Raw genomic sequence first — 19,037 nt, 5'->3', positions numbered from 1 at the left:
CGTGGCGCGGCTGTAACCTTGACAAGACAGCCCGCAGCAAAGCTAGATACGGAAGCGTGGATTTATACGTGAGCAGCGATCAGAGTTCATCAACTCTGCAGGACGCAACCGAAACGGCGATGGGCCCTACCGGACGCCCTCTGACGGTGTTCCCGGAGCCTCCCGTCCTCACCTCGCATGGTCCTGCCCGGATCATTGCGATGGTGAACCAGAAGGGCGGGGTCGGCAAGACCACCTCCACCATCAACCTCGGCGCCGCCCTCGCGGAAGCCGGACGCCGCGTACTGCTGGTGGACTTCGATCCGCAGGGTGCCCTGTCCGCCGGAATGGGTGCAAACCCGCATGAACTGGACCTCACGGTCTACAACGTGCTGATGGACCGGAAGGTGGATATCCGCGAGGCGATCCACGAAACCTCCGTCGAGAACATCCACCTGCTGCCGGCCAACATCGACCTTTCCGCAGCCGAGGTGCAGCTCGTAAACGAGGTGGCGCGCGAGCAGGTGCTCGAACGTGCCCTGCGCCGGGTCTCGGATGACTACGACGTCATCCTCATCGACTGCCAGCCGTCCCTGGGCCTGCTGACCGTCAACGCCCTGACCGCTGCACACGGCGTGATTATCCCGCTGATCTGCGAATTCTTTGCCCTGCGTGCGGTGGCCCTGCTGGTGGAGACCATCGAGAAGGTCCAGGACCGGCTCAACCCCGGCCTGCAGGTGGACGGTGTCCTGGCGACCATGTATGACGCCCGGACCCTGCACAGCCGCGAAGTCATTTCCCGCCTGGTGGAAGCCTTCGGGGACAAGGTCTTCGAAACGGTTATCAAGCGGACCATCAAGTTCGCCGACGCCACCGTTGCGGCCGAGCCGATCACCTCGTACGCCGGGAACCACCCGGGCGCCGACTCCTACCGCCGTCTCGCCAAGGAACTGATTGCCCGCGGCGGCGCACCCTAAGCCGGTGCCCCCGGTGCCGGTGCCGGCGGATGCAGTGCCGCGTGCCGGCTTCGCGGTCCGCCTGACGAACTTCACGGGGCCCTTCGATGTCCTGCTGGGACTGATTTCCAAGCACGAGCTGGACATCACCGAGATCGCCCTTGCAACCGTCACCGATGAGTTCCTGGGCTACATCCGGGAGCTCTTCGGCACCGGCCCCGAAGTGGCACTCGACGAGGCCAGCGAATTCCTGGTCATTGCCGCCACCCTCCTGGACCTCAAGGCCGCCCGGCTGCTTCCGGCCGGCGATGTTGATGACGAGGAAGACGTTGCCCTGCTCGAGGCGCGGGACCTGCTGTTCGCCCGGCTGCTGCAGTACAAGGCGTTCCGGGAAATGGCCGCCCTGATGGGGGAGCGGCTCACCGACGAAGCGCGGCGCTTCCCGAGGCAGGTCACCCTGGACCCGCACTTTGCCGCAATGCTCCCGGAACTGATCTGGCGCACCACTCCGCAGCAGTTGGCGGACCTCGCTGCCCGCGCCCTGCAGCCGCGTGACGAGCTGCCCCCGACCGTGGGGCTGGAACACCTGCACGCACCCAAGACCAGCGTCCGGGAGCAGGCACTGATCCTCGCCGAACGGCTCGCCCAGAACGGTGCGGCCACGTTCGCGGCCCTGGTGTCCGACGCCGACGGGCCGGTGGCGGTGGCCCGGTTCCTGGCGCTGCTGGAAATGTTCCGCGACGGAGCCGTCGGCTTTGAGCAGGAGACCCCGCTGGGGGAGCTGCTCATCACCTGGACCAGCGAAACGGATCCGGCAGCAGGGTTCGCCGCCGGGGTGGATGAATACGGCCGGGACCCCGGTGGCACCGACGGCGCAGCAGCTGACCACACAGACCTGGAAGGGGACCAGCCATGACGGCGGATTTTGGCGCCGGGAGGATTCCCGCGGAAAGCGACGGAGACGCTGCGGTATTGCCCGGCGGCGTGAAGGCTGCCGTGGAGGCAGTGCTGATGGTGGTGGATGAACCCGCGGCCCCCGCACTGCTGGCCTCGGTGATCGGAGTGCCGGAGACGGAAGTGCTCGCCGCCCTCACGGAACTGCAGCAGGAGTATGACGGTTATACTGGGGATGGACCCGAGGGCGCACCGCGTGGTTTTGAACTCCGCGACGTTGCAGGCGGATGGCGGATTTTTTCCCGCGCTGACTATGCGCCCGTTGTGTCGAAGTTTGTACTGGAAGGCCAGAGTGCCCGGCTGTCGCAGGCCGCACTGGAAACACTGGCGGTGATTGCCTATCGGCAGCCCGTCTCCCGGGCCCGGGTCTCCGCGATCCGGGGAGTAAACGTCGATTCGGTGGTCCGCACGCTGGTTCAGCGTGGATTGATCGTCGACGCCGGCACCGAACCGGAAACCGGTTCGCTGCTGTACGGGACAACGCCGTACTTTCTGGAACGGCTTGGTCTGGGCAGCCTCGACGAACTTCCGCAGATTGCACCGCACCTGCCCGGGCTGGAAAACCTGGCCGAATATGAAGACACTACTTATTAACCGCTACACCCAAAGGACTTACTCATGACACCAGCACCCCGTTCCGGATCCGGCCGCAATACCCCGCGCGGCGGCGGACGCAGTGCCGGTGGCCCCACCGGCGGCAAGGGAAGGGGCTCCAAGCCCTCCTCCAACCGCACCGGCGGCCCCCGCTCGGCATCGGGCCTGAAGCCCGGTGAAGACCGCGCCAACGGTTACCGGAGTGTCAGCCCCGAGGCCGCCCGTCCCGAAAAGTTCAAGTCCGACGCTGTGAAGGCATTTGGCTCCAGCACGGGCAAGCCCGCTCAGGCCGGTGCCGGCCGGACAGACGCACCTCGGTCCGGTGCACCCAAGACGGGCGGTTTCAAGTCCGGAGCCGGCAAGTTCGGCGGCTCCAAGACCGGTGCCGGCAAGTTCGGCGGCCCGCAGCAGGGCCAGCGCAAGAGCGGCGACCGTGCTTTCCGCGGTGAGCGCTTCGGCCAGAACCTGGGCCCCGTGCGCCGGTCAACCACCCGCCGTCCCGCGGCCCCGGTGATCTCCGAACAGCACAACCCCGGAGGCATCCGCCTGCAGAAGGTCATGGCCGGCGCCGGCGTTGCCTCCCGCCGCGTGTGCGAGGAAATGATCGCCGCAGGACGCGTTGAGGTCGACGGCGAGGTCGTCACCGAGCTCGGCGTCCGCGTCGACCCGGCAACGGTGGCCATCCACGTGGACGGCATGCGCCTGCAGCTGGATGAAACCCAGAAGTACTACGTCTTCAACAAACCGCGCGGCGTCATCTCCACCATGGAGGATCCCGAAGGCCGCCCCTGCATCAGCGACTACCTCAAGGCCACCAGCAAGAACGAGCGTTTGTTCCACGTTGGCCGGCTGGACAACGAAACCGAGGGCCTGCTGCTGCTGACCAATGACGGCGAGCTGACCAACCGGCTGACGCACCCCTCCTACGAAGTGCCCAAGACCTACCTCGTGCAGGTCCGCGGACCCATGAGCCAGGGCATCGGTGCGAAGATGCGTGAAGGCATTGAACTTGAAGACGGCTTCCAGAAGGTTGATTCCTTCAAACTGGTCGACTCCACCCCGGGACACCTCCTGGTCGAGGTAGTCCTGCACTCGGGCCGCAACCGCATTGTCCGCCGCCTGTTCGACGCCGTCGGACACCCGGTGGAACGCCTCGTACGCACCCAGATCGGCCCGATCCGCCTGGGCGACCAGCGCCAGGGCAGCATCCGCGTCCTGGGCCGCGGCGAAGTAGGACACCTGCTCGCCTCCGTAGGACTGTAGCCAATGGCCGCTGCCGCTGACGGGGGTACCCACCTGTCCGGATCCGTGCTGATTATCGGCACGGGTCTGCTGGGCACCAGCATCGGCCTCGGGCTCCGTGCCCGGGGTTTCGATGTGGTGCTCTCGGACCTGTCTCCCTCGACGGAGGCCGTGGCCCGCGACATCGGCGCCGGACGGCTGCTGAGCGCTGACCGTGAAGGCCTCGAGCCGGCACTCGTGGTCGTTGCCGCACCGCCGGACGTCACCGCTTCCCTGGTTGCTGCAGCGCTCAAGGACTGGCCGGCCGCCGTCGTCGTCGATATCGCCAGCGTCAAGTCCGCGGTCCTGGCGGACCTGCGCGGGTTCGACGCCGACCTCAGCCGCTACGTGGGCACCCACCCGATGGCAGGGCGGGAGAAATCCGGGCCGGTGGCTGCGCGGGCGGAACTGTTCAACGGGATGCCCTGGGTGATCTGCCCGCCGCAGGAAGCAGCACCGGAAGCAGTGCGCCGTGCCGAGGCCCTCGCATTCGACCTCGGTGCAGTGGTGTCCCGGATGTCCGCCGAGGAACACGACGCGTCCGTGGCGCTGACCTCGCACCTGCCGCAGGTCATGGCCTCGCTGGTGGCGAGCCGGCTGCAGGAAACCCCTTCGCAGTCCCTTGCGCTGGCCGGGAACGGCCTGCGGGACGTGACCCGGATTGCCGCCAGCGATCCGAATCTCTGGGTGCAGATCCTGAGCGGAAACGCGGGTCGGCTGGTGCCGATCCTGCACGGAGTCCGCGAGGACCTGAACCGGCTGATCCGCACGCTTGAGGACCCGGTCGCTGACGGTGCACGCCTGGACATGGCGCAGCTGATCGCCGAAGGAAACGCCGGGCAGGCCCGCATTCCGGGCAAGCACGGCGGACCGGCACAGACCTTTGTGTCCTTCACCGTGCTGGTGGATGACACGCCCGGCCAGATCGCCCGGCTGCTCACCGAAATCGGTGAGATCGGGGTGAACCTGGAAGACCTGCGGTTGGAGCACGCCTCCGGCCGGCAGGTGGGACGGGCGGAAATCTCCGTCCTCCCCGGCCGGGTGAATGACCTTGTTTCTGAATTAAGCGCCCGCGGGTGGAAGGTAGTGCAGTGAGTTCTAACGTGGATCCGGCCCAGTTCCGGCAGGGCAAGCCGCTGGTTGTGGCCATCGACGGGCCGTCCGGCTCGGGCAAGTCCAGCATCAGCCGGGAAGTAGCCCGCCGCCTGCATGCCGCGTACCTCGACACCGGTGCCATGTACCGGGCAGTCACGCTCTCCTGCATGGAGGCCGGCATTGACCTGGCGGATTCCGTGGCTGTTGAGGCTGCCGCGGAGAACGCCGACATCGCCCTGAGCCTGTCTCCGGACGAGGAATGGGTACGGGTCTCAGGCCGGGATGTCACCGCCGCCATCCGCGAACCCGTCGTGTCCTCTTCAGTCAGCGCCGTCGCCACGACACTGGGCGCCCGTGCGGAACTGGTTCGCCGCCAGCAGCAGCTGATTCGGGAATCAGGCCTGCGGATCGTCGCCGAAGGCAGGGACATCACCACCGTGGTGGCCCCGCACGCCGAGGTGCGGATCCTGCTCACCGCCAGCGAGGAGGCCCGGCTGCGCCGCCGCGGAATCCAGCTCGGCGGCACGCAGACAGCTGCGGCCCTGAAGGAACAGGTCCTCGTCCGCGATGCGAAGGACTCCACCGTGGTGGATTTCCAGCAGGCCGCTGACGGCGTCGTCACCGTCGATTCTTCCGATCTCGATTTCGAAGAGACGGTCTCAGCCGTACTCGACGTGGTTTTCAGCAGCACCCACTAGCTCCCTTGCCGGAGGACCCGGCACCAACTACGGGCACCCGCCCGTGTTTCAATGGGAGGAGGAGTTCCGACGGAAACGCCGCTGAAATCCTCCCTCACACTTACCGGGCTGAACGTCCGGCGACGGCCTGTACGCAGTGCTGCAGACCTCAACGGAAAGAAAGCAATTCAATGAACGGAAAACCTCTCAACGACGACACCGCCGGTGACGGGACCACGGACGAGTACATCCCGTCCGGAGTAGACTCCATCGACGAGCGCCTGGAGGCAATGGACGACGACGAGGCTGATGTCCGCGCCCGTTCCCTCCGCGCCGGCCTCGACGACTATGAACTTGACGAAGAAGACGCCGCGCTGCTCGCCGGCGGCTTCGAAGAGTACGACGAAGACGCACCGCTGCGCCAGGATCCGGTGGTCGCCATTGTGGGCCGCCCGAACGTGGGCAAGTCCACCCTGGTGAACCGTATCCTCGGCCGCCGCGAGGCAGTCGTTGAGGATACTCCCGGCGTGACCCGTGACCGGGTGTCCTACCCTGCGACCTGGAACGGCGTGAACTTCACCCTGGTGGACACCGGCGGCTGGGAACACGACGCCCGCGGTATCCACCGCCGGGTTGCCGACCAGGCCGAGATCGCCGTCGACCACGCCGACGCCGTCATGCTGGTTGTCGACGCGACCGTCGGCATCACCGCAACGGATGAAGCCGTGGTGCGGATGCTGCGCGGCAAGGGCAAGCCCGTCGTCGTCGTCGCCAACAAGGTGGACGACATCCAGAATGAAGCCGACGCCTCCGCCCTCTGGGGCCTGGGCTTCGGTGAGCCGTACCCGGTTTCGGCCCTGCACGGCCGCGGCACGGGCGACATGCTCGACGCCGTCCTGGATGTGCTGCCGGAGTATTCCGCGTACGGCGGACTGGACCGCTCCGGCGGCCCGCGCCGTATCGCCCTGATCGGCCGCCCGAACGTGGGCAAGTCCTCGCTGCTGAACAAGCTGGCCGGTTCTGAACGCGTAGTGGTTGACGACACTGCCGGCACCACCCGTGACCCGGTGGATGAAATGATCGAGCTCGGCGGCCGCACCTGGCGCTTCGTCGACACCGCGGGTATCCGCCGCCGCCAGCACATGGCCCAGGGCGCCGACTTCTACGCCTCGCTGCGTACCCAGGCTGCCCTCGAAAAGGCCGAGGTCGCCGTTGTGCTCCTGGCGGTGGACGAGGTCCTCAGCGAACAGGATGTCCGCATCCTGCAGCTGGCCATTGAATCCGGCCGCGCGCTGGTCCTCGCCTTCAACAAGTGGGACCTGCTCGACGACGAACGCCGCCGCTACCTCAAGACCGAGATCGAGCGGGACCTGGCCCACGTTGAATGGGCTCCGCACGTCAACATCTCCGCCAAGACCGGCTGGCACAAGGACCGTCTGGTTCCGGCACTGGATACCGCCCTGGAGAACTGGGACAAGCGCATCCCCACCGGAAAGCTCAACGCGTTCCTGGGCGAGCTTGTGGCGGCCCACCCGCACCCCGTGCGCGGCGGCAAGCAGCCCCGTATCCTCTTCGGTACGCAGGCTTCCTCGCGTCCGCCGAAGTTCGTGCTGTTCACCACCGGCTTCCTGGATCCCGGCTACCGCCGCTTCATCACCCGCCGGCTGCGTGAAACCTTCGGCTTCGAGGGAACGCCCATCGAGGTCAGCATGCGCGTCCGCGAGAAGCGCGGCAAGACCAGCAAGCGCTAAGTCTTTGGCGTAAAACCCCGGTCCCGGTCCCTTTTGGGGGAGCGGGCCCGGGGTTTTACGCGTTTGCGGGTAATGGCTGGGGTTCCCTCGACCTGCCGGGCCCGGGCGCGTGAGCCCCAATGCGGCGGAACGGCCGGTTGTGGTGTAAGGTATTTGAGGTGGTTCAGCCGGGAGGGATTCCGGAAGAACTGCGGGTTGTGGCGCAGCTTGGTAGCGCACTTGACTGGGGGTCAAGGGGTCGCAGGTTCAAATCCTGTCAACCCGACGGTAAGCCTGATGAAACGCAAGTTTCGTCAGGCTTTTGTCGTTAACGAGGGCGCCGGGCTGAGGCGCTCGAGGCTCGAGGCGGCCGCAGAGCCCGGCCGTATTCCCTAATCACCACCCTCGAGGAACCCGCCGTCGAGGACCCAGTTGTAGCGCAGCCGGAGTGCCCGCTCGGTGCTTGCTGCCAGCGTTGCCAGCAGCAGCACTGAGTTCGCCGGTGCCGGAAGCTGGAACGGGCTGGAGAACGTGCCGATGCTCTCCGCGATGGGCGGGACCTGCATGATCTGCTCGACGATCTGCGGAACGCCGAGCACAAGCGCGACCACGAGTACGCTGGCCGATACGATGCCAACGGCACGGCTCAGCGCCGGATTGGTCCGTTCCAGTCGGGCGCGCAGCCCTTCGGCCGAGGCAGGATCAGGTAGAAGCTGCCGCTCGGACCCGTCGGGCGTCACATAGTGGCACCGCCTGAGCCCGAAGATGCTGACCTCGACCTCGATGGCGCCACCCGGCACTGCGAACACTGCCGGGGGCTCTGAGCCGGCCTGGTGGACCCCGTTGCGGTAGAGCTGCGCGCGCACTTCGCCGTCCGAATCACCCCCGGGCCGGACGTCTACGGACCAGATCTCCGGTGCACCGTCCTCGCCGGTGAGCTGCAGATGAAAGAGGGAACGCGAGAAGAGCTGCCACCATCGATAGCGCGGAAGCGTATGGCCGTCCCCGGGTTCCAGCGTCTCTTTGGGTGTCACTTGACTCAGACCCCGACGACGAAAGTGAGGGCGGCCCAGAACGACACTGTGGCCACTGTCGTCCATATGATGATCGCTACACCTTGCCAGAGCAGCACCCAGCCACGGGAGGTCCCGCTGGCGATGAGGATCACGGATGTGAACTGGGTCGGGATCGCGAGGGGACCGAGGATGCTTGCGCCGGGGACGCCGAAGCGGACGAGCCACTTCATGAAGCGCTGGCGCCCCTTTGATACGGGCTTGGCCGGCGCCGTCTCCTCGAACGCAGCGGACCCCTGGTAACCCGGGGAGGCCGGGACACGCTCGGCGCTGCGAGTAGCCGCGACGCGGCCCCTGTTGTGGTTGGTGACCGCGGTGCGGGTCCGGGACGTGAAGAGCACCACGAGGACCACGCTCAGGAAATTGCCGACTGCGGCGGCGATACCGGCAACGATAGGGTGGAGGCCGCCGAGAATGCCGATCACGGAGGCCCCTTCGGTCTCGATGAACGGGACCGCCCCGGCGAGCATCACGATGAAGGGCCGGATGATCTCGGGCACTTGGGCCGCCAGATCCTGGAAGTTAATGATCAGTTCCTGAATGGGGTTCATGGTTCGGCGCTTCTTTCTTGGGTCTTATGCGGGTCGTGGATTCGTGCGGTTCTCGAAACTGTCCCCAGCAGAAACCGTGTTCCCAGGTCTGGGTTGGGTCGGAGCTTCGCCTGCATCGGAGTCTTCAGATTCGCACCGGCGGCGGCGCCTTCGCGTCGGCGGATACCCCTGCCTTTCCGCCGGTTTCCACCTAGCCGCTTGGCCCGGAGCGACTTCGATTGCGTAGGCGAACATTGCCTAATAAGGTGCCGTCATGCTCTGAAGGGAGCGACACTGATGGACTTCCTGAGCCGGTCCGCGGAGCGCGCGACGGTCGACAACCTCCTCTCGCAGGCACGGGCCGGGCTGAGCGGGGCAGTCATCGTGCGAGGGGAAGCGGGTATCGGAAAGACGGCGCTGCTCGAGTACGCCCGCGGCAGGGCTGATGCCTCGGGGTTCCGAGTAGTGTCCTCGGTCGGGGTGGAGTGCGAAACGCAGTTCGCTTTTGCGGGCCTGCATCAGTTGTGCGCACCCCTGCTGGACCGCATGGGTGCCCTGCCCGAGCCGCAGCAGGCCGCTCTGGGCGTGGCGTTCGGGCAGCGAAGCGGTGCAGCGCCGGATCGGTTCCTGATCGGACTGGCCACCCTCAACCTGCTGGCCGAGACCGCTGAGGAAGGGCCCCTTCTGTGCGTCGTTGACGATGCGCAGTGGCTGGACGAGGCGTCGGCTCAGGTCCTCACCTTTGTGGCACGCCGGGTCGCCGCGGAGCCGATGGCGCTGGTGTTCGCGCTGCGGGATCCCACCGAGCGCGATGTGCGCGGGTTCGACGGCATACCCGTCGTACGCTTGGGCGGGATCGACGAGGCCGACGCACGGGAGCTGCTGGCAGCAGCCGACTACGTACCCCTGGACGACGGGATGCGCGAGCACGTCGTCGCGGAGGCGCACGGGAACCCTCTCGCGCTGCTGGAGCTGGCCCGAAGCGCGCCGGTGGCATGGGTGGCCGGCGGGTTCGAGCCGGTGCCGGGCATCACGCACCGCATCGAGGACACCTTTCGGCGCCGCGCGGACAGCCTTCCGGCACCTACTCGACTATTGCTGCTGGTTGCCGCGGCCGATCCTACCGGCGAGGTGGCGCTGCTGTGGCGCGCGGCCGCGCACCTGGGGATCGGCGGCGAGTCTGCCGCGCCTGCAGAGGCCGCCGGACTCCTGGAGATTGATACACGGGTGAGGTTCCGCCATCCGCTGGTGCGTTCAGCTGTGCTTCGATCCGCCGCCCCGCTGGAGCGTCGCCGTGCACACGACGCGCTGGCCGCTGCCATCGATCCGGACGTCGACCCCGACCGCCGCGCCTGGCACCGGGCCCAGGCCGTGCTGGGCACCGACGAGGACGCCGCCGCTGAGCTGGTGCGCTCAGCAGGCCGGGCGCGCGCCCGCGGCGGGCTGGCCGCCGCGGCGGCGTTCATGGGGCATGCGGCCAGACTGACCCCTGACCCTGCCACCCGCGCGAGCCGGGCGCTGGAGGCCGCGCAGGACAAGCACGAGGCTGGTGCAGACGCCTCGGAGCTGCTGACGGTCGCTTCGGCCGGGCCGCTCGACACCCTGCAGCAGGCTCGCCTCGAGCTGTTGCGCGCCCGGATCGTGTTCCACCTCGCGCGCGACGCCGACGGGCAGAGGATGCTGCTGGAAGCCGCTAAGAGCCTGGCCCCGCTGGACCCGGTGCTGTCCCGTGAGACGTATCTGCGCGCGCTCGAAGCGGCGATCGTCACCGGTGACTTCCGCCGCGGCCGCGGCATACCGGAAGTGACCGAAGCCGCCCTGGCGGCGCCCGCCGCGACGGGGTCTCCGCGGCCTGCGGATCTGCTGCTCGACGGACTTGTGACGACCTTCACGCAGGGGTATTCGGCCGGTGTGCCGGGGCTGCGGCGGGCGCTGGCGGCCTTCGGAGGCCAGGAGCAGGATGTTGATGCGCTGAGCGTCGCCGACACCTGCCGCTGGGGGTGGCTCGCCAGCCGAACCGCAATGTCGGTGTTCGACGACGAGATGCTCCACGCGGTGTCCATCCGTCATGTCCGTCTGACCCGTGAGACCGGCGCGCTTGCCGCACTCCCGGACGCACTTCTGGGCCAATCCGTCATACAAGTGCTCTCGGGTGAGTTCGACCGCGCCGCCGAGCACGCAGCGATCGCAGCCGCGACCGAGGCTGTGCCCTTGCTGCACGCGCAGCTCCTCCTGTCTGCCTGGCGCGGCCGTCCAGACGAGACCGCCGGGATGCGCGCGAGCATTGTCCGCAAGGCTGCCGGACAGGCGCACAGCACCGAGGATGCCCTGACACAGTACGCCATGGCGGTGCTGCATAACGGTCTGGGCGACTACTCCGCAGCTCATGCCGCGGCGGCACGGGCCATCGACGCCGAAGCGGTGAGGTTCAACAACCTGGCCCACTCTGAACTCGTCGAAGCGGCGTGCCGTTTCGGCCGGCCGGAGAGTGCGGCCGATGCGCTGGAGCAACTCACTTCACGCGCCCTCGCCAGCGGTACGCCGTGGGGGCTCGGTCTGGCGGCGCGTGCACGGGCTTTGACCTCTACGGGGACAGCCGCTGAGGAACACTTCCGCGAGGCGATCGAGCAACTCAACCGCTGCCGGATAACCACCCATCTCGCCCGAACGCACCTCGTCTACGGCGAGTGGCTCCGCCGCGAGGGCCGCCGCCAGGACGCCCGCGAACAGCTCCGCACCGCGCACGGGATGCTGTTGGACATGGGCGCCGAGGCGTTCGCCGCCCGCGCCGCCCGCGAACTTCGCGCCACCGGCGAGCACCCCCGCAAGCGAAGCGCCCAGCCGGCCGACTCCCTCACCGCCCACGAGATGCACATCGCCCGACTGGTGGCCACCGGTGCAACCTCCCGCGAAGTCGCCACGGAACTCTTTCTCAGCCCACGGACGATTGATGCCCACCTCCGCAATATTTTCCGCAAAATGGGCGTCACCTCGCGCCGTCAGCTCCGCGAGCTGTCCCTTACGTAGGGATTGTTGCCGGCGACTAGCCCGCGGGTGTGGCGACGTCGCCGGCGACCGGCCCCATGCGCCCCTCGAACTGGTGCCCGCCCGACTCATGGCGACGGACCAGTGCCTGCGGCAGCCGGGGCGGGCCCCCAGAAAGGCATGGCCAGAAGGGCGAGCCCCAGCGGTGCAGAGCCCGGAAAATCATCGGCGAGGTGCAGCAGGGCCATCGATGCGCCGAAGGAATGCCCGACGATCACCAGCTCAGGTCCAAGGGCGTCCCGGTGCCGTTCGATTTCCCTGCGCCTGGTAGCGGCTGACATGTCCTCATCAGGGAAGCGGGGCGCGGCCGGGGAGTATCAATCGCTTCCGGCCAGTTTCGGCCGCCTGTCAGGCCAGGGTCAAGGTGCCCGGCAAAGAGAAGAACCGTCCCGCACCTGTTGGCGGGACGGTTCTTAGCAGTTCGGGCCGGGTTACTGGTTCAGATTCTGGACAGCGTAGTCAGCCTCGGCAGGCGTGAACTGCTCTCCGTATTCGGAAACCAGCTGGTCATAAATGGCGCTCGGCGACATAGCCATGTCCTCCTGGTAATCCTTCGCCTTGGCCAATGCGTTCGCATTCCAATCGGCTTCGACATTATCAACCGCATACTGGGCGGCCTCCGGTGAGAACTGACCTCCGTACTCAGAGGTCAACTGGTCATACAGCCCCAGCTTGGACATGTGCATCTTGTTCGCATAAGTATCTGCCTGGCGGAGCGCGGACTTGAAATCAGCCGGAACGCCGCTTTCAGCCGGTGCTGCTGGCTGCTGATCGATCGGAGCAGACTCTGCTTCTGGCTGCTGATCGATCGGAGCAGACTCTGCTTCTGGCTGCTGATCGATCGGAGCAGGTTCCGCTTCTGTCTGCCCGCCGGCCAGGTTTTCCTGTCCCGCGGCTTGGTCAACGCCGGATATGTCCTGGGACTCCACCTGGGTTTCTACGGACGGGGATTGGGTCGACTCGGTGTCGGACCCACCGTCGATTGCGGATCCGGCGGCCAGGACAAGGATGATGCCTGCAATCCACGGCCACTTCCTGCGTTTTTTCCCGGGCGCTTCGGTGACTGCGCTGAGCGTCGGGTCTTGGTTGCGTAGGGATTGCTTGGTTGCTGATGGCATAGCCAACGTCTCTCCTTTCCAGTAAAAAAGGGGCAATCAATTCTAGGCACCTCTCTGGGACACACAAAATGCTGCTTTGGAGCCCGTTGTCCCAGCCAGCCAACAACGCCCATCATGGACTTGGGACTTCCTGCCGGATTCTGCCCGGTGTCCGCTTCAGCACCCACTCTGTACGAGGCTAGGGGGGCAAATGCCGCGAAAACGCCCGGTGGTGTGGTTTTTGGCAATCGTCATTCCCGCACTCGTTAGTTGCTCCGGCAGCGGGGAGGCGGAGACCGAAGTGTCCAGCCCCATATCACCGTCGGAAACCAACGTCCGGGAAGTCCTCGCCACCGGCCTCGACGTACCCTGGTCCATTGCGTTCCACGAGGGCATCCCGCTGGTCAGTGAACGGGATTCCGCGCGGATCCTGGAGCTCGACGCCAACGGCAACACCCGCGAAATAGGCACTATCGAGGACGCCGGTGGCAGGGGAGAGGGCGGGCTTCTCGGCATCGCCGTCCGAGACGGGTATCTGTATACCTACTTCACCGCGGACGGCGGGAACCGGATCGAACGCCGCAGCATCACCGGTGACCCCGGGTCATTGGCGCTGGACGAAGCGGAGACTATCCTCGACGGAATCCCCGCCGGCCCCGTCCACAACGGTGGCCGCCTTGCCTTCGGGCCGGACGGAATGCTGTACGCCACGACGGGCGACGCCGGCAGCCGGGACAATGCCCAGGACCGCGAGTCGCTCGCCGGCAAGATCCTGCGGATGACACCGGACGGCACCGCGCCGGAGGACAACCCGTTCCCGGGAGCACTCGTGTACAGCTACGGGCACCGCAACCCGCAGGGCATCGCCTGGGACAGCAACGGCGTCCTCTACGCGAGCGAGTTCGGGCAGAACACCTGGGATGAACTGAACGTCATCGAGGCCGGCGGGAACTATGGCTGGCCCCAGGTCGAGGGCATCGCCGGGGAGGAAGGCTTCATCGACCCGGTGCAGCAGTGGACGCCCGGGGAAGCCAGCCCGAGCGGCATCGCCGTGGCGGGCGGATCCCTGTACATCGCCAACCTGCGCGGGGAACGGCTGCGGGCGGTCCCGTTCGATGACCTGGGGGCCTCCACCGAGTTCCTGGCCGGGGAGTACGGCCGGCTGCGCGACGTCGTCATCGCTCCGGACGGCAGCGTGTGGATCCTGACGAACAACACCGACGGCCGCGGCCGTCCGGGGCAGGATGACGACCGGATTCTCCGTCTGGAAACGGATTAGGCGAGGCTTCTCCGCATCAGCCACCGGGTCTTCCCGCCGGATTTCGATGCAGTCTCCACCACGCGTTCGAAGCCGGCTGCCTCGAACAGCGCAGTAGTGCCGACGTACGCGAGCGAGGAACTGATCCTGCCGCCGGCGGCGTCGACCGGGTAGGCCTCCAGTGCCGGAGCACCCGCGGAACGGGCATAGTCGACGGCGCCGTCGAGCAGGTGCCGGGCCAGTCCCTGCCGGCGGAACTGCGGCCGGATAACCAGGCAGACCACGCTCCACACCGGCACGTCGTCGACGGTGGGGATGGTCCGTGAGGACCGCAGCCGGTGGTGGCTGGCACGAGGGCTCGCCGAACACCAGCCCGCGGCCTCACCGTCCACATAGGCGACGACGCCGGGCGGGGTGCCCTCCTCCGCATACCGGCGCAGCCTGCCCTGCTGGTCGGGACCGGCGAGGGCACGGAAGTCGGACGTCGGGAGGCGGTAACTGAGGCACCAGCAGGCCTGGCCGTCGGGGTTCTTCGGCGCCAGGACTGCGGCGACGTCGTCGAACCGGTCCGCGGTGGCAGGGTGGACCTCGATCATTTCGCGGCTCCTAAGGCTGAGGATGCTCGTGACGCTTACGGCTCGATTCCCTCGTACCGTAACCTGCCGGTTCAGGCAACGGAAGCGGGTCACGCAGAGGACCGAGCGGCCGGCATCCGCGCCGCGGAAAGTGAGGCCAGCATAAGCAATCCGGGGAGGGGGAGCCGCAGCTCCGTGAAGAATGCCGCCTGAGCAAGCCCGGGAAAGGACCAGCCATGCCTGCCAAAGTAACCTCCTTCGCCGTCTCCCTGAACGTTCCCGCGCCGGAAGCCTCCGCCGCCTTCCTCATCCGGCATCTCGGGTACGCCGTAGACATGGAAAACGACGGATTTGTCTCACTTCGGCATCCGGGCGGGGGATCAAACCTCATTTTCCTCCGCACGGGCCTCGCGACGTTTCAGCCGCCGGAGGTCGCCGGACGCGCCCGGGATGGGGTGCTGCTGGTGCACGTTGTCGAGGATCTCGACCAAGTCCACCAACAGTTCCTGGCCGACGGCGTGGACGTCGTCACGGGCCCGGAAACGGAGTCCTGGGGTGAGCGGTTTGCGCAGTACCGCGATCCGAACGGCCTGATTGTTCAACTAGTCCAGTGGATGACCGATGAATGAGCTCCGCGGCATCCACGACTCCTACACGATCGGCTGCGGCCACCGGTGCTGATGGGATCACTGGGGCCAAGGTTAAAAAGATGCCCCTATTACGCTTGAAAAGACCAAATCACGGTGCAAGCCTCTGGCGCATGCAGACTAAACGTTTCCCTCGCGCCCTTGTCACCCCTTCAATCTGCGGCCTGGCAGCCGCGTTCGCCCTCACAGGCTCCCTGGCCACTGCCCCCACAGCTGCCGCACTCGAACCGGCCGCTTCGGGTCGGGCCAACGCTGCCTCCACCTTGGAATCCGGAGTACTCCTGGCGGTTTCCGATCCGACGCCGACGTGTCGGATGACCCCCACCCCGACCCCAACCTCAACGCCTACATCCACGCCGACCTCGACCCCAACCTCAACGCCTACATCCACGCCGACCTCGACCCCGACCGCAACGCCAACCGCAACGCCAACCCCGACATCCACCCCGAGCTCGACGCCAACGAAGACGCCGAAGCCGTCGCCGACGTATACGAAGACTCCGAAGCCGTCGCCGACGTATACGAAGACTCCGAAGCCGTCGCCGACCTGGACGCACACGAAGACTCCGAAGCCGTCGCCGACCTGGACGCATACGAAGACTCCGAAGCCGTCGCCGACCTGGACGCATACGAAGACTCCGAAGCCGTCGCCGACCTGGACGCATACGAAGACTCCGAAGCCGTCGGACAGCCCGACCTCGACGCCGACGGAGACGTACAGCCCGGCCCCGATCCCAACGGAGACTCATAGCGGGGTAACCACGGTCCAGAGCGGGGTAACCATGGTCCAGGTAGTGTCCATCACTCCGCCGTGCATGAGGACCGGCGGCACGCCCAATGCTGTGACCCCCGGTTTGTCCGACACCGGTGCAACCGGCACCTCTCTCGCCCTGCTGGGCGCCGGAGGCCTTCTTATAGCCGGTGCGGCCGGCGTGTACGTCACGCGGCGCCGCGGCGCCAGGGAATCGTAGGAGAATCCTCGCCCTGTCGGGGAAGAACCCCGACGGCGAACGGCAGCCGGCCCCGTCCAGGGACCGGCTGCCGTTCTTCCGTGGTACATGCGGTTCCCTGTGGAACCCTCAAGCCTGTCGCCGTGTCCTCCTCTTTTTGCCGGCAGGAGCTCGGCCAGAATTTCCTGATCCACCGGCCCACCATCCCTCTGGTCCTGAACCTCGTCCGCTCGTCGGCGAGCGGCAGCATCCTGGAACTCGGTGCCGGAAACGGCGCCCTGACCCGTCCGCTTGCTGCCCTCGGACGCGACCTGCTGGCCATCGGCCTGGATCCCGGCTGCGTGCGGCGGCTGCAACGGAGGTTACCCGGCGTGCAGGTGCAGCACTCCGATGCCCTGGCCGTTCCGTATGACCGGCCGGAGGTCGTGGGGAACATCCCCTTTCACCTCACCACGCCCTTCGCCGACTCCTCGGAACGGGTGCCTGGACCTATGCGCTGCTGCTGACACAGTGGGAGGTTGCGCGTAAACGGGCTGGTGTTGGCGGCGGAACCCTCCTAACAGTCCGCCCGGAACACCCGTGTCCAAGGGTAGGGCACAGACGTCGCGCTGTTCCGCAATCAGGAGCGACCGCAGGTAGGTCCGCCGCCGTCGCTCCTGATCGGGACCTATTCTGTCGGGAGCGCTGGTCCTGGCGGCCAGGACCAGCGCCCGCGCCCCAATCGCCAGCGTCGGATCAGTGGCCGGTGCGTAATTAGGGGATCGAGTGGAGGGATTTTCCAGGACATGTCCGCGCATGGTCCACCGGCACCGTTTACCCTCGGCATCCGTGGCAGTGACAGTAGTGGGATATGGAAGTCCAGTGGCTTCCTTTACGGGCAGTGCATCCGTATCTGCACCCAGCCGAGCCGTAGTGCCGGTCCCGTTGCGCAGGACGCCGACGGCGGCGGGGCATCCCACGCCCGTGTCTCCTCTATGCCCAGGCTCATTGTTTCTCGAGGTGATTCGCACCAGTACCGGAGTTTACGATTGTCCTGTCCAAACCCGCTGTGCCAGTATCCCCGGCATGATAACGAGGCGATTCGCAACAGTCGGAGCCATATCAGTCTGCTTGTTATCGGGCGGGCTCATACTGGGCGGGTCCATAACGGCGTCCGCGCAGATAGCCGGAATCAATCCGGTGACCATCGATGCCGCAAATCCCGCCAATTCAGGGTTTCTCGTGGTGGTCGAGGGCGATACGACGCTCAACGCCGACGAGTCGGAGGGATCCATAGCAACCGGAGGAAACCTCGCCTTCAACACGCCCTATAACGTGGGCGTCGCGGGGCCGCTGCAGACTCCAACGCCGCCCGGGGACCCGGCACCGGTGGCCCTTTGGGTGGGAGATGGAATTGTCTGGCCGGAGACTGGAGACATAATCAGTGTGCAGCAGGGAACAACCAAGGTGGCCAACACGGCGACCTACACGGCATACGACACCGATATCAACGGCGCAGCCGTGAACTACCGGTTGGTTGAGCCCGGGCAGCCCTACGAAGCGACGCCCAACATAACAGGCACCCTCCAGCAGACGCCCGCTTCGGTAGCTGCCGTCGAAGGCATTATTGATCTCGGAAATGCCTTCGCCTCGTACCGCACCCTGACACAGGAGATGGGTGCCTGCTCGGACACCTTAGTGCTTCGGGATGCGGCGGGTACGCCGATCCAGCGGCCCGTCACACAGGGCACCACGGCGTATATCACCCTCGATGAAGGCGTGACCAACGTTTTGAACATTACCGCGGATGAGTTTGCTGACCTCGCCGGTATCACGTTCACGAACCTCCCCTCGGCGCAGACACCGTTACTGGTGAACATCACAGGGCCAACGTTCTTCGGAACCACGCCGAACCTTGCCGGTATCAGCCGGGCCCAGGCCCCATACATGCTCTGGAACTTCCCCGATGCCACCAGTGTGGTGGCCACGGGTGGAGCTGCAATACAGGGAACCATCTACGCCCCCAATGCAGACCTTGAGTGGGGGACAACGCAGAACATCGAAGGGAACGTCATTGCCGCTTCCTTCACCCACGGCCAGCTAGGCCCGCGGATAGGCACACGGGAGGTCCATAACGAAGCCTTCGCCACCACTTTGAACTGCGAAGCCGAGCCCACCCCGACGCCGACGCCAACTCCGACGCCCACCCCCACCCCGACGCCCACCCCGACGCCCACCCCGACGCCGACGCCAACCCCGACGCCTACCGGTACCTCTACGCCGGCTCCCTCGCTTCCCGGTCCGGACGCAGGCCCGACGTTTAATCCTCCTGCCGGTGCATTCGGCGGGAGGAGCCGCGGCGAGTTGGCCGACACGGGAGCCGACAGTACGCCACTGGGCTGGCTCGCCGGCGTACTCCTCGCAGCCGGAACGGTCATTCTGCTTCTATCCCGGCGGCACCGCGCCTAGTCTGCCGCCGTGTAAGTGGCCCCGTCGGCATCCGCTTAAGGGCGGTTCAGGTTGACGGGCCAGGGGGCGTCCGCCCCGCATACCCTGTTGTTCGGCGCGCCCATGTCGAACGTAGTACTCGTAAACCAGTGCCGTACCGGCCCGGTTA

The 19,037-nt window shown here is 66.6% G+C and carries 19 protein-coding genes and 1 tRNA gene; 15 read left to right on the top strand and 5 right to left on the bottom strand.

The genetic code is table 11. The features are described 5' to 3' along the window. The first annotated feature begins 68 nt into the window (after positions 1-68). From LOC60_RS15680 to LOC60_RS15645, 8 genes are all read left to right on the top strand, one after another. The gene (locus LOC60_RS15680) at positions 69-956 is read left to right on the top strand and encodes a ParA family protein (protein WP_230026613.1); all 888 of its coding nucleotides are present in this window, start codon (positions 69-71) and stop codon (positions 954-956) included. Positions 957-960: 4 nt separating this feature from the next. After that, positions 961-1,851, top strand: coding sequence for a segregation and condensation protein A (locus LOC60_RS15675; protein ID WP_230026612.1), 891 nt, complete (start codon positions 961-963; stop codon positions 1,849-1,851). Beyond that, positions 1,848-2,483, top strand: coding sequence for an SMC-Scp complex subunit ScpB (gene scpB, locus LOC60_RS15670; RefSeq protein WP_230026611.1), 636 nt, complete (start codon positions 1,848-1,850; stop codon positions 2,481-2,483). Before LOC60_RS15675 ends, scpB begins: the two co-directional genes overlap by 4 nt. A 24-nt stretch (positions 2,484-2,507) precedes the next feature. Further along, on the top strand, positions 2,508-3,746 hold the full coding sequence (locus tag LOC60_RS15665; protein ID WP_230026610.1) for a pseudouridine synthase: 1,239 nt from the start codon (positions 2,508-2,510) through the stop codon (positions 3,744-3,746). Between the two features lie 3 nt (positions 3,747-3,749). Next, positions 3,750-4,859, top strand: coding sequence for a prephenate dehydrogenase (locus LOC60_RS15660; protein ID WP_230026609.1), 1,110 nt, complete (start codon positions 3,750-3,752; stop codon positions 4,857-4,859). Then, on the top strand, positions 4,856-5,557 hold the full coding sequence (gene cmk / locus LOC60_RS15655) for a (d)CMP kinase (protein ID WP_230026607.1): 702 nt from the start codon (positions 4,856-4,858) through the stop codon (positions 5,555-5,557). The genes LOC60_RS15660 and cmk overlap by 4 nt, the downstream gene beginning before the upstream one ends. 170 nt (positions 5,558-5,727) lie before the next feature. Then, positions 5,728-7,287: a ribosome biogenesis GTPase Der gene (der, locus tag LOC60_RS15650; RefSeq protein ID WP_230026606.1), complete on the top strand. Its 1,560-nt coding sequence runs from the start codon at positions 5,728-5,730 to the stop codon at positions 7,285-7,287. Positions 7,288-7,478: 191 nt separating this feature from the next. Continuing rightward, positions 7,479-7,552 (top strand) — tRNA-Pro (locus LOC60_RS15645). Positions 7,553-7,658: 106 nt separating this feature from the next. Here the strand turns inward: LOC60_RS15645 and LOC60_RS15640 are convergent. Next, positions 7,659-8,300, bottom strand: coding sequence for a hypothetical protein (locus LOC60_RS15640; RefSeq protein ID WP_230026605.1), 642 nt, complete (start codon positions 8,298-8,300; stop codon positions 7,659-7,661). A gap of 5 nt (positions 8,301-8,305) precedes the next feature. Continuing rightward, positions 8,306-8,890, bottom strand: coding sequence for a small multidrug efflux protein (locus LOC60_RS15635; RefSeq protein ID WP_230026604.1), 585 nt, complete (start codon positions 8,888-8,890; stop codon positions 8,306-8,308). A 276-nt stretch (positions 8,891-9,166) separates the two neighbouring features. Here LOC60_RS15635 and LOC60_RS15630 point away from each other — a divergent pair, with 276 nt between their 5' ends. After that, complete coding sequence (locus tag LOC60_RS15630) at positions 9,167-11,896, top strand: AAA family ATPase (RefSeq protein ID WP_230026603.1); 2,730 nt, start codon at positions 9,167-9,169, stop codon at positions 11,894-11,896. 86 nt (positions 11,897-11,982) lie between these two features. On the opposite strand, the gene LOC60_RS15625 is transcribed toward LOC60_RS15630, so the two are convergent. Then, positions 11,983-12,195, bottom strand: coding sequence for a lipase family protein (locus tag LOC60_RS15625; protein ID WP_230026601.1), 213 nt, complete (start codon positions 12,193-12,195; stop codon positions 11,983-11,985). A gap of 150 nt (positions 12,196-12,345) precedes the next feature. Beyond that, positions 12,346-13,032, bottom strand: a complete 687-nt coding sequence (locus tag LOC60_RS15620) for an Ltp family lipoprotein (RefSeq protein ID WP_230026599.1) — start codon at positions 13,030-13,032, stop codon at positions 12,346-12,348. Between the two features lie 280 nt (positions 13,033-13,312). Here LOC60_RS15620 and LOC60_RS15615 point away from each other — a divergent pair, with 280 nt between their 5' ends. Continuing rightward, entirely contained in the window at positions 13,313-14,290 is a 978-nt protein-coding gene (locus LOC60_RS15615; protein ID WP_230026597.1) for a PQQ-dependent sugar dehydrogenase, read from the top strand. On the opposite strand, the gene LOC60_RS15610 is transcribed toward LOC60_RS15615, so the two are convergent. Continuing rightward, positions 14,287-14,865 (bottom strand): GNAT family N-acetyltransferase, encoded by a 579-nt coding sequence (locus LOC60_RS15610; protein WP_230026595.1) that lies wholly within the window; start codon positions 14,863-14,865, stop codon positions 14,287-14,289. The two genes, LOC60_RS15615 and LOC60_RS15610, sit on opposite strands and share 4 nt — an antisense overlap. 215 nt (positions 14,866-15,080) lie before the next feature. Here LOC60_RS15610 and LOC60_RS15605 point away from each other — a divergent pair, with 215 nt between their 5' ends. From LOC60_RS15605 to LOC60_RS15580, 5 genes are all read left to right on the top strand, one after another. Then, the gene (locus LOC60_RS15605) at positions 15,081-15,473 is read left to right on the top strand and encodes a VOC family protein (protein WP_230026593.1); all 393 of its coding nucleotides are present in this window, start codon (positions 15,081-15,083) and stop codon (positions 15,471-15,473) included. Positions 15,474-15,798: 325 nt separating this feature from the next. Beyond that, entirely contained in the window at positions 15,799-16,242 is a 444-nt protein-coding gene (locus LOC60_RS15600) for an MSCRAMM family adhesin SdrC (protein WP_230026591.1), read from the top strand. 43 nt (positions 16,243-16,285) lie between these two features. Beyond that, positions 16,286-16,462: an LPXTG cell wall anchor domain-containing protein gene (locus LOC60_RS15595; protein ID WP_230026589.1), complete on the top strand. Its 177-nt coding sequence runs from the start codon at positions 16,286-16,288 to the stop codon at positions 16,460-16,462. Positions 16,463-16,584: 122 nt separating this feature from the next. Beyond that, entirely contained in the window at positions 16,585-16,947 is a 363-nt protein-coding gene (locus LOC60_RS15590; protein WP_230026588.1) for an rRNA adenine N-6-methyltransferase family protein, read from the top strand. A 673-nt stretch (positions 16,948-17,620) separates the two neighbouring features. Then, a complete protein-coding gene (locus LOC60_RS15580) occupies positions 17,621-18,889 on the top strand; it encodes a collagen-binding domain-containing protein (RefSeq protein ID WP_230026586.1) in 1,269 nt (422 codons plus the stop codon). Positions 18,890-19,037 lie beyond the last annotated feature (148 nt).

The organism is Arthrobacter sp. zg-Y769 (genome assembly GCF_020907405.1).
In the GTDB taxonomy this organism is placed as follows: Bacteria; Actinomycetota; Actinomycetes; order Actinomycetales; family Micrococcaceae; genus Arthrobacter_B.
Note: the sequence above shows the minus strand (reverse complement) of the source record. Positions and strands in the feature narration are given on the sequence as shown.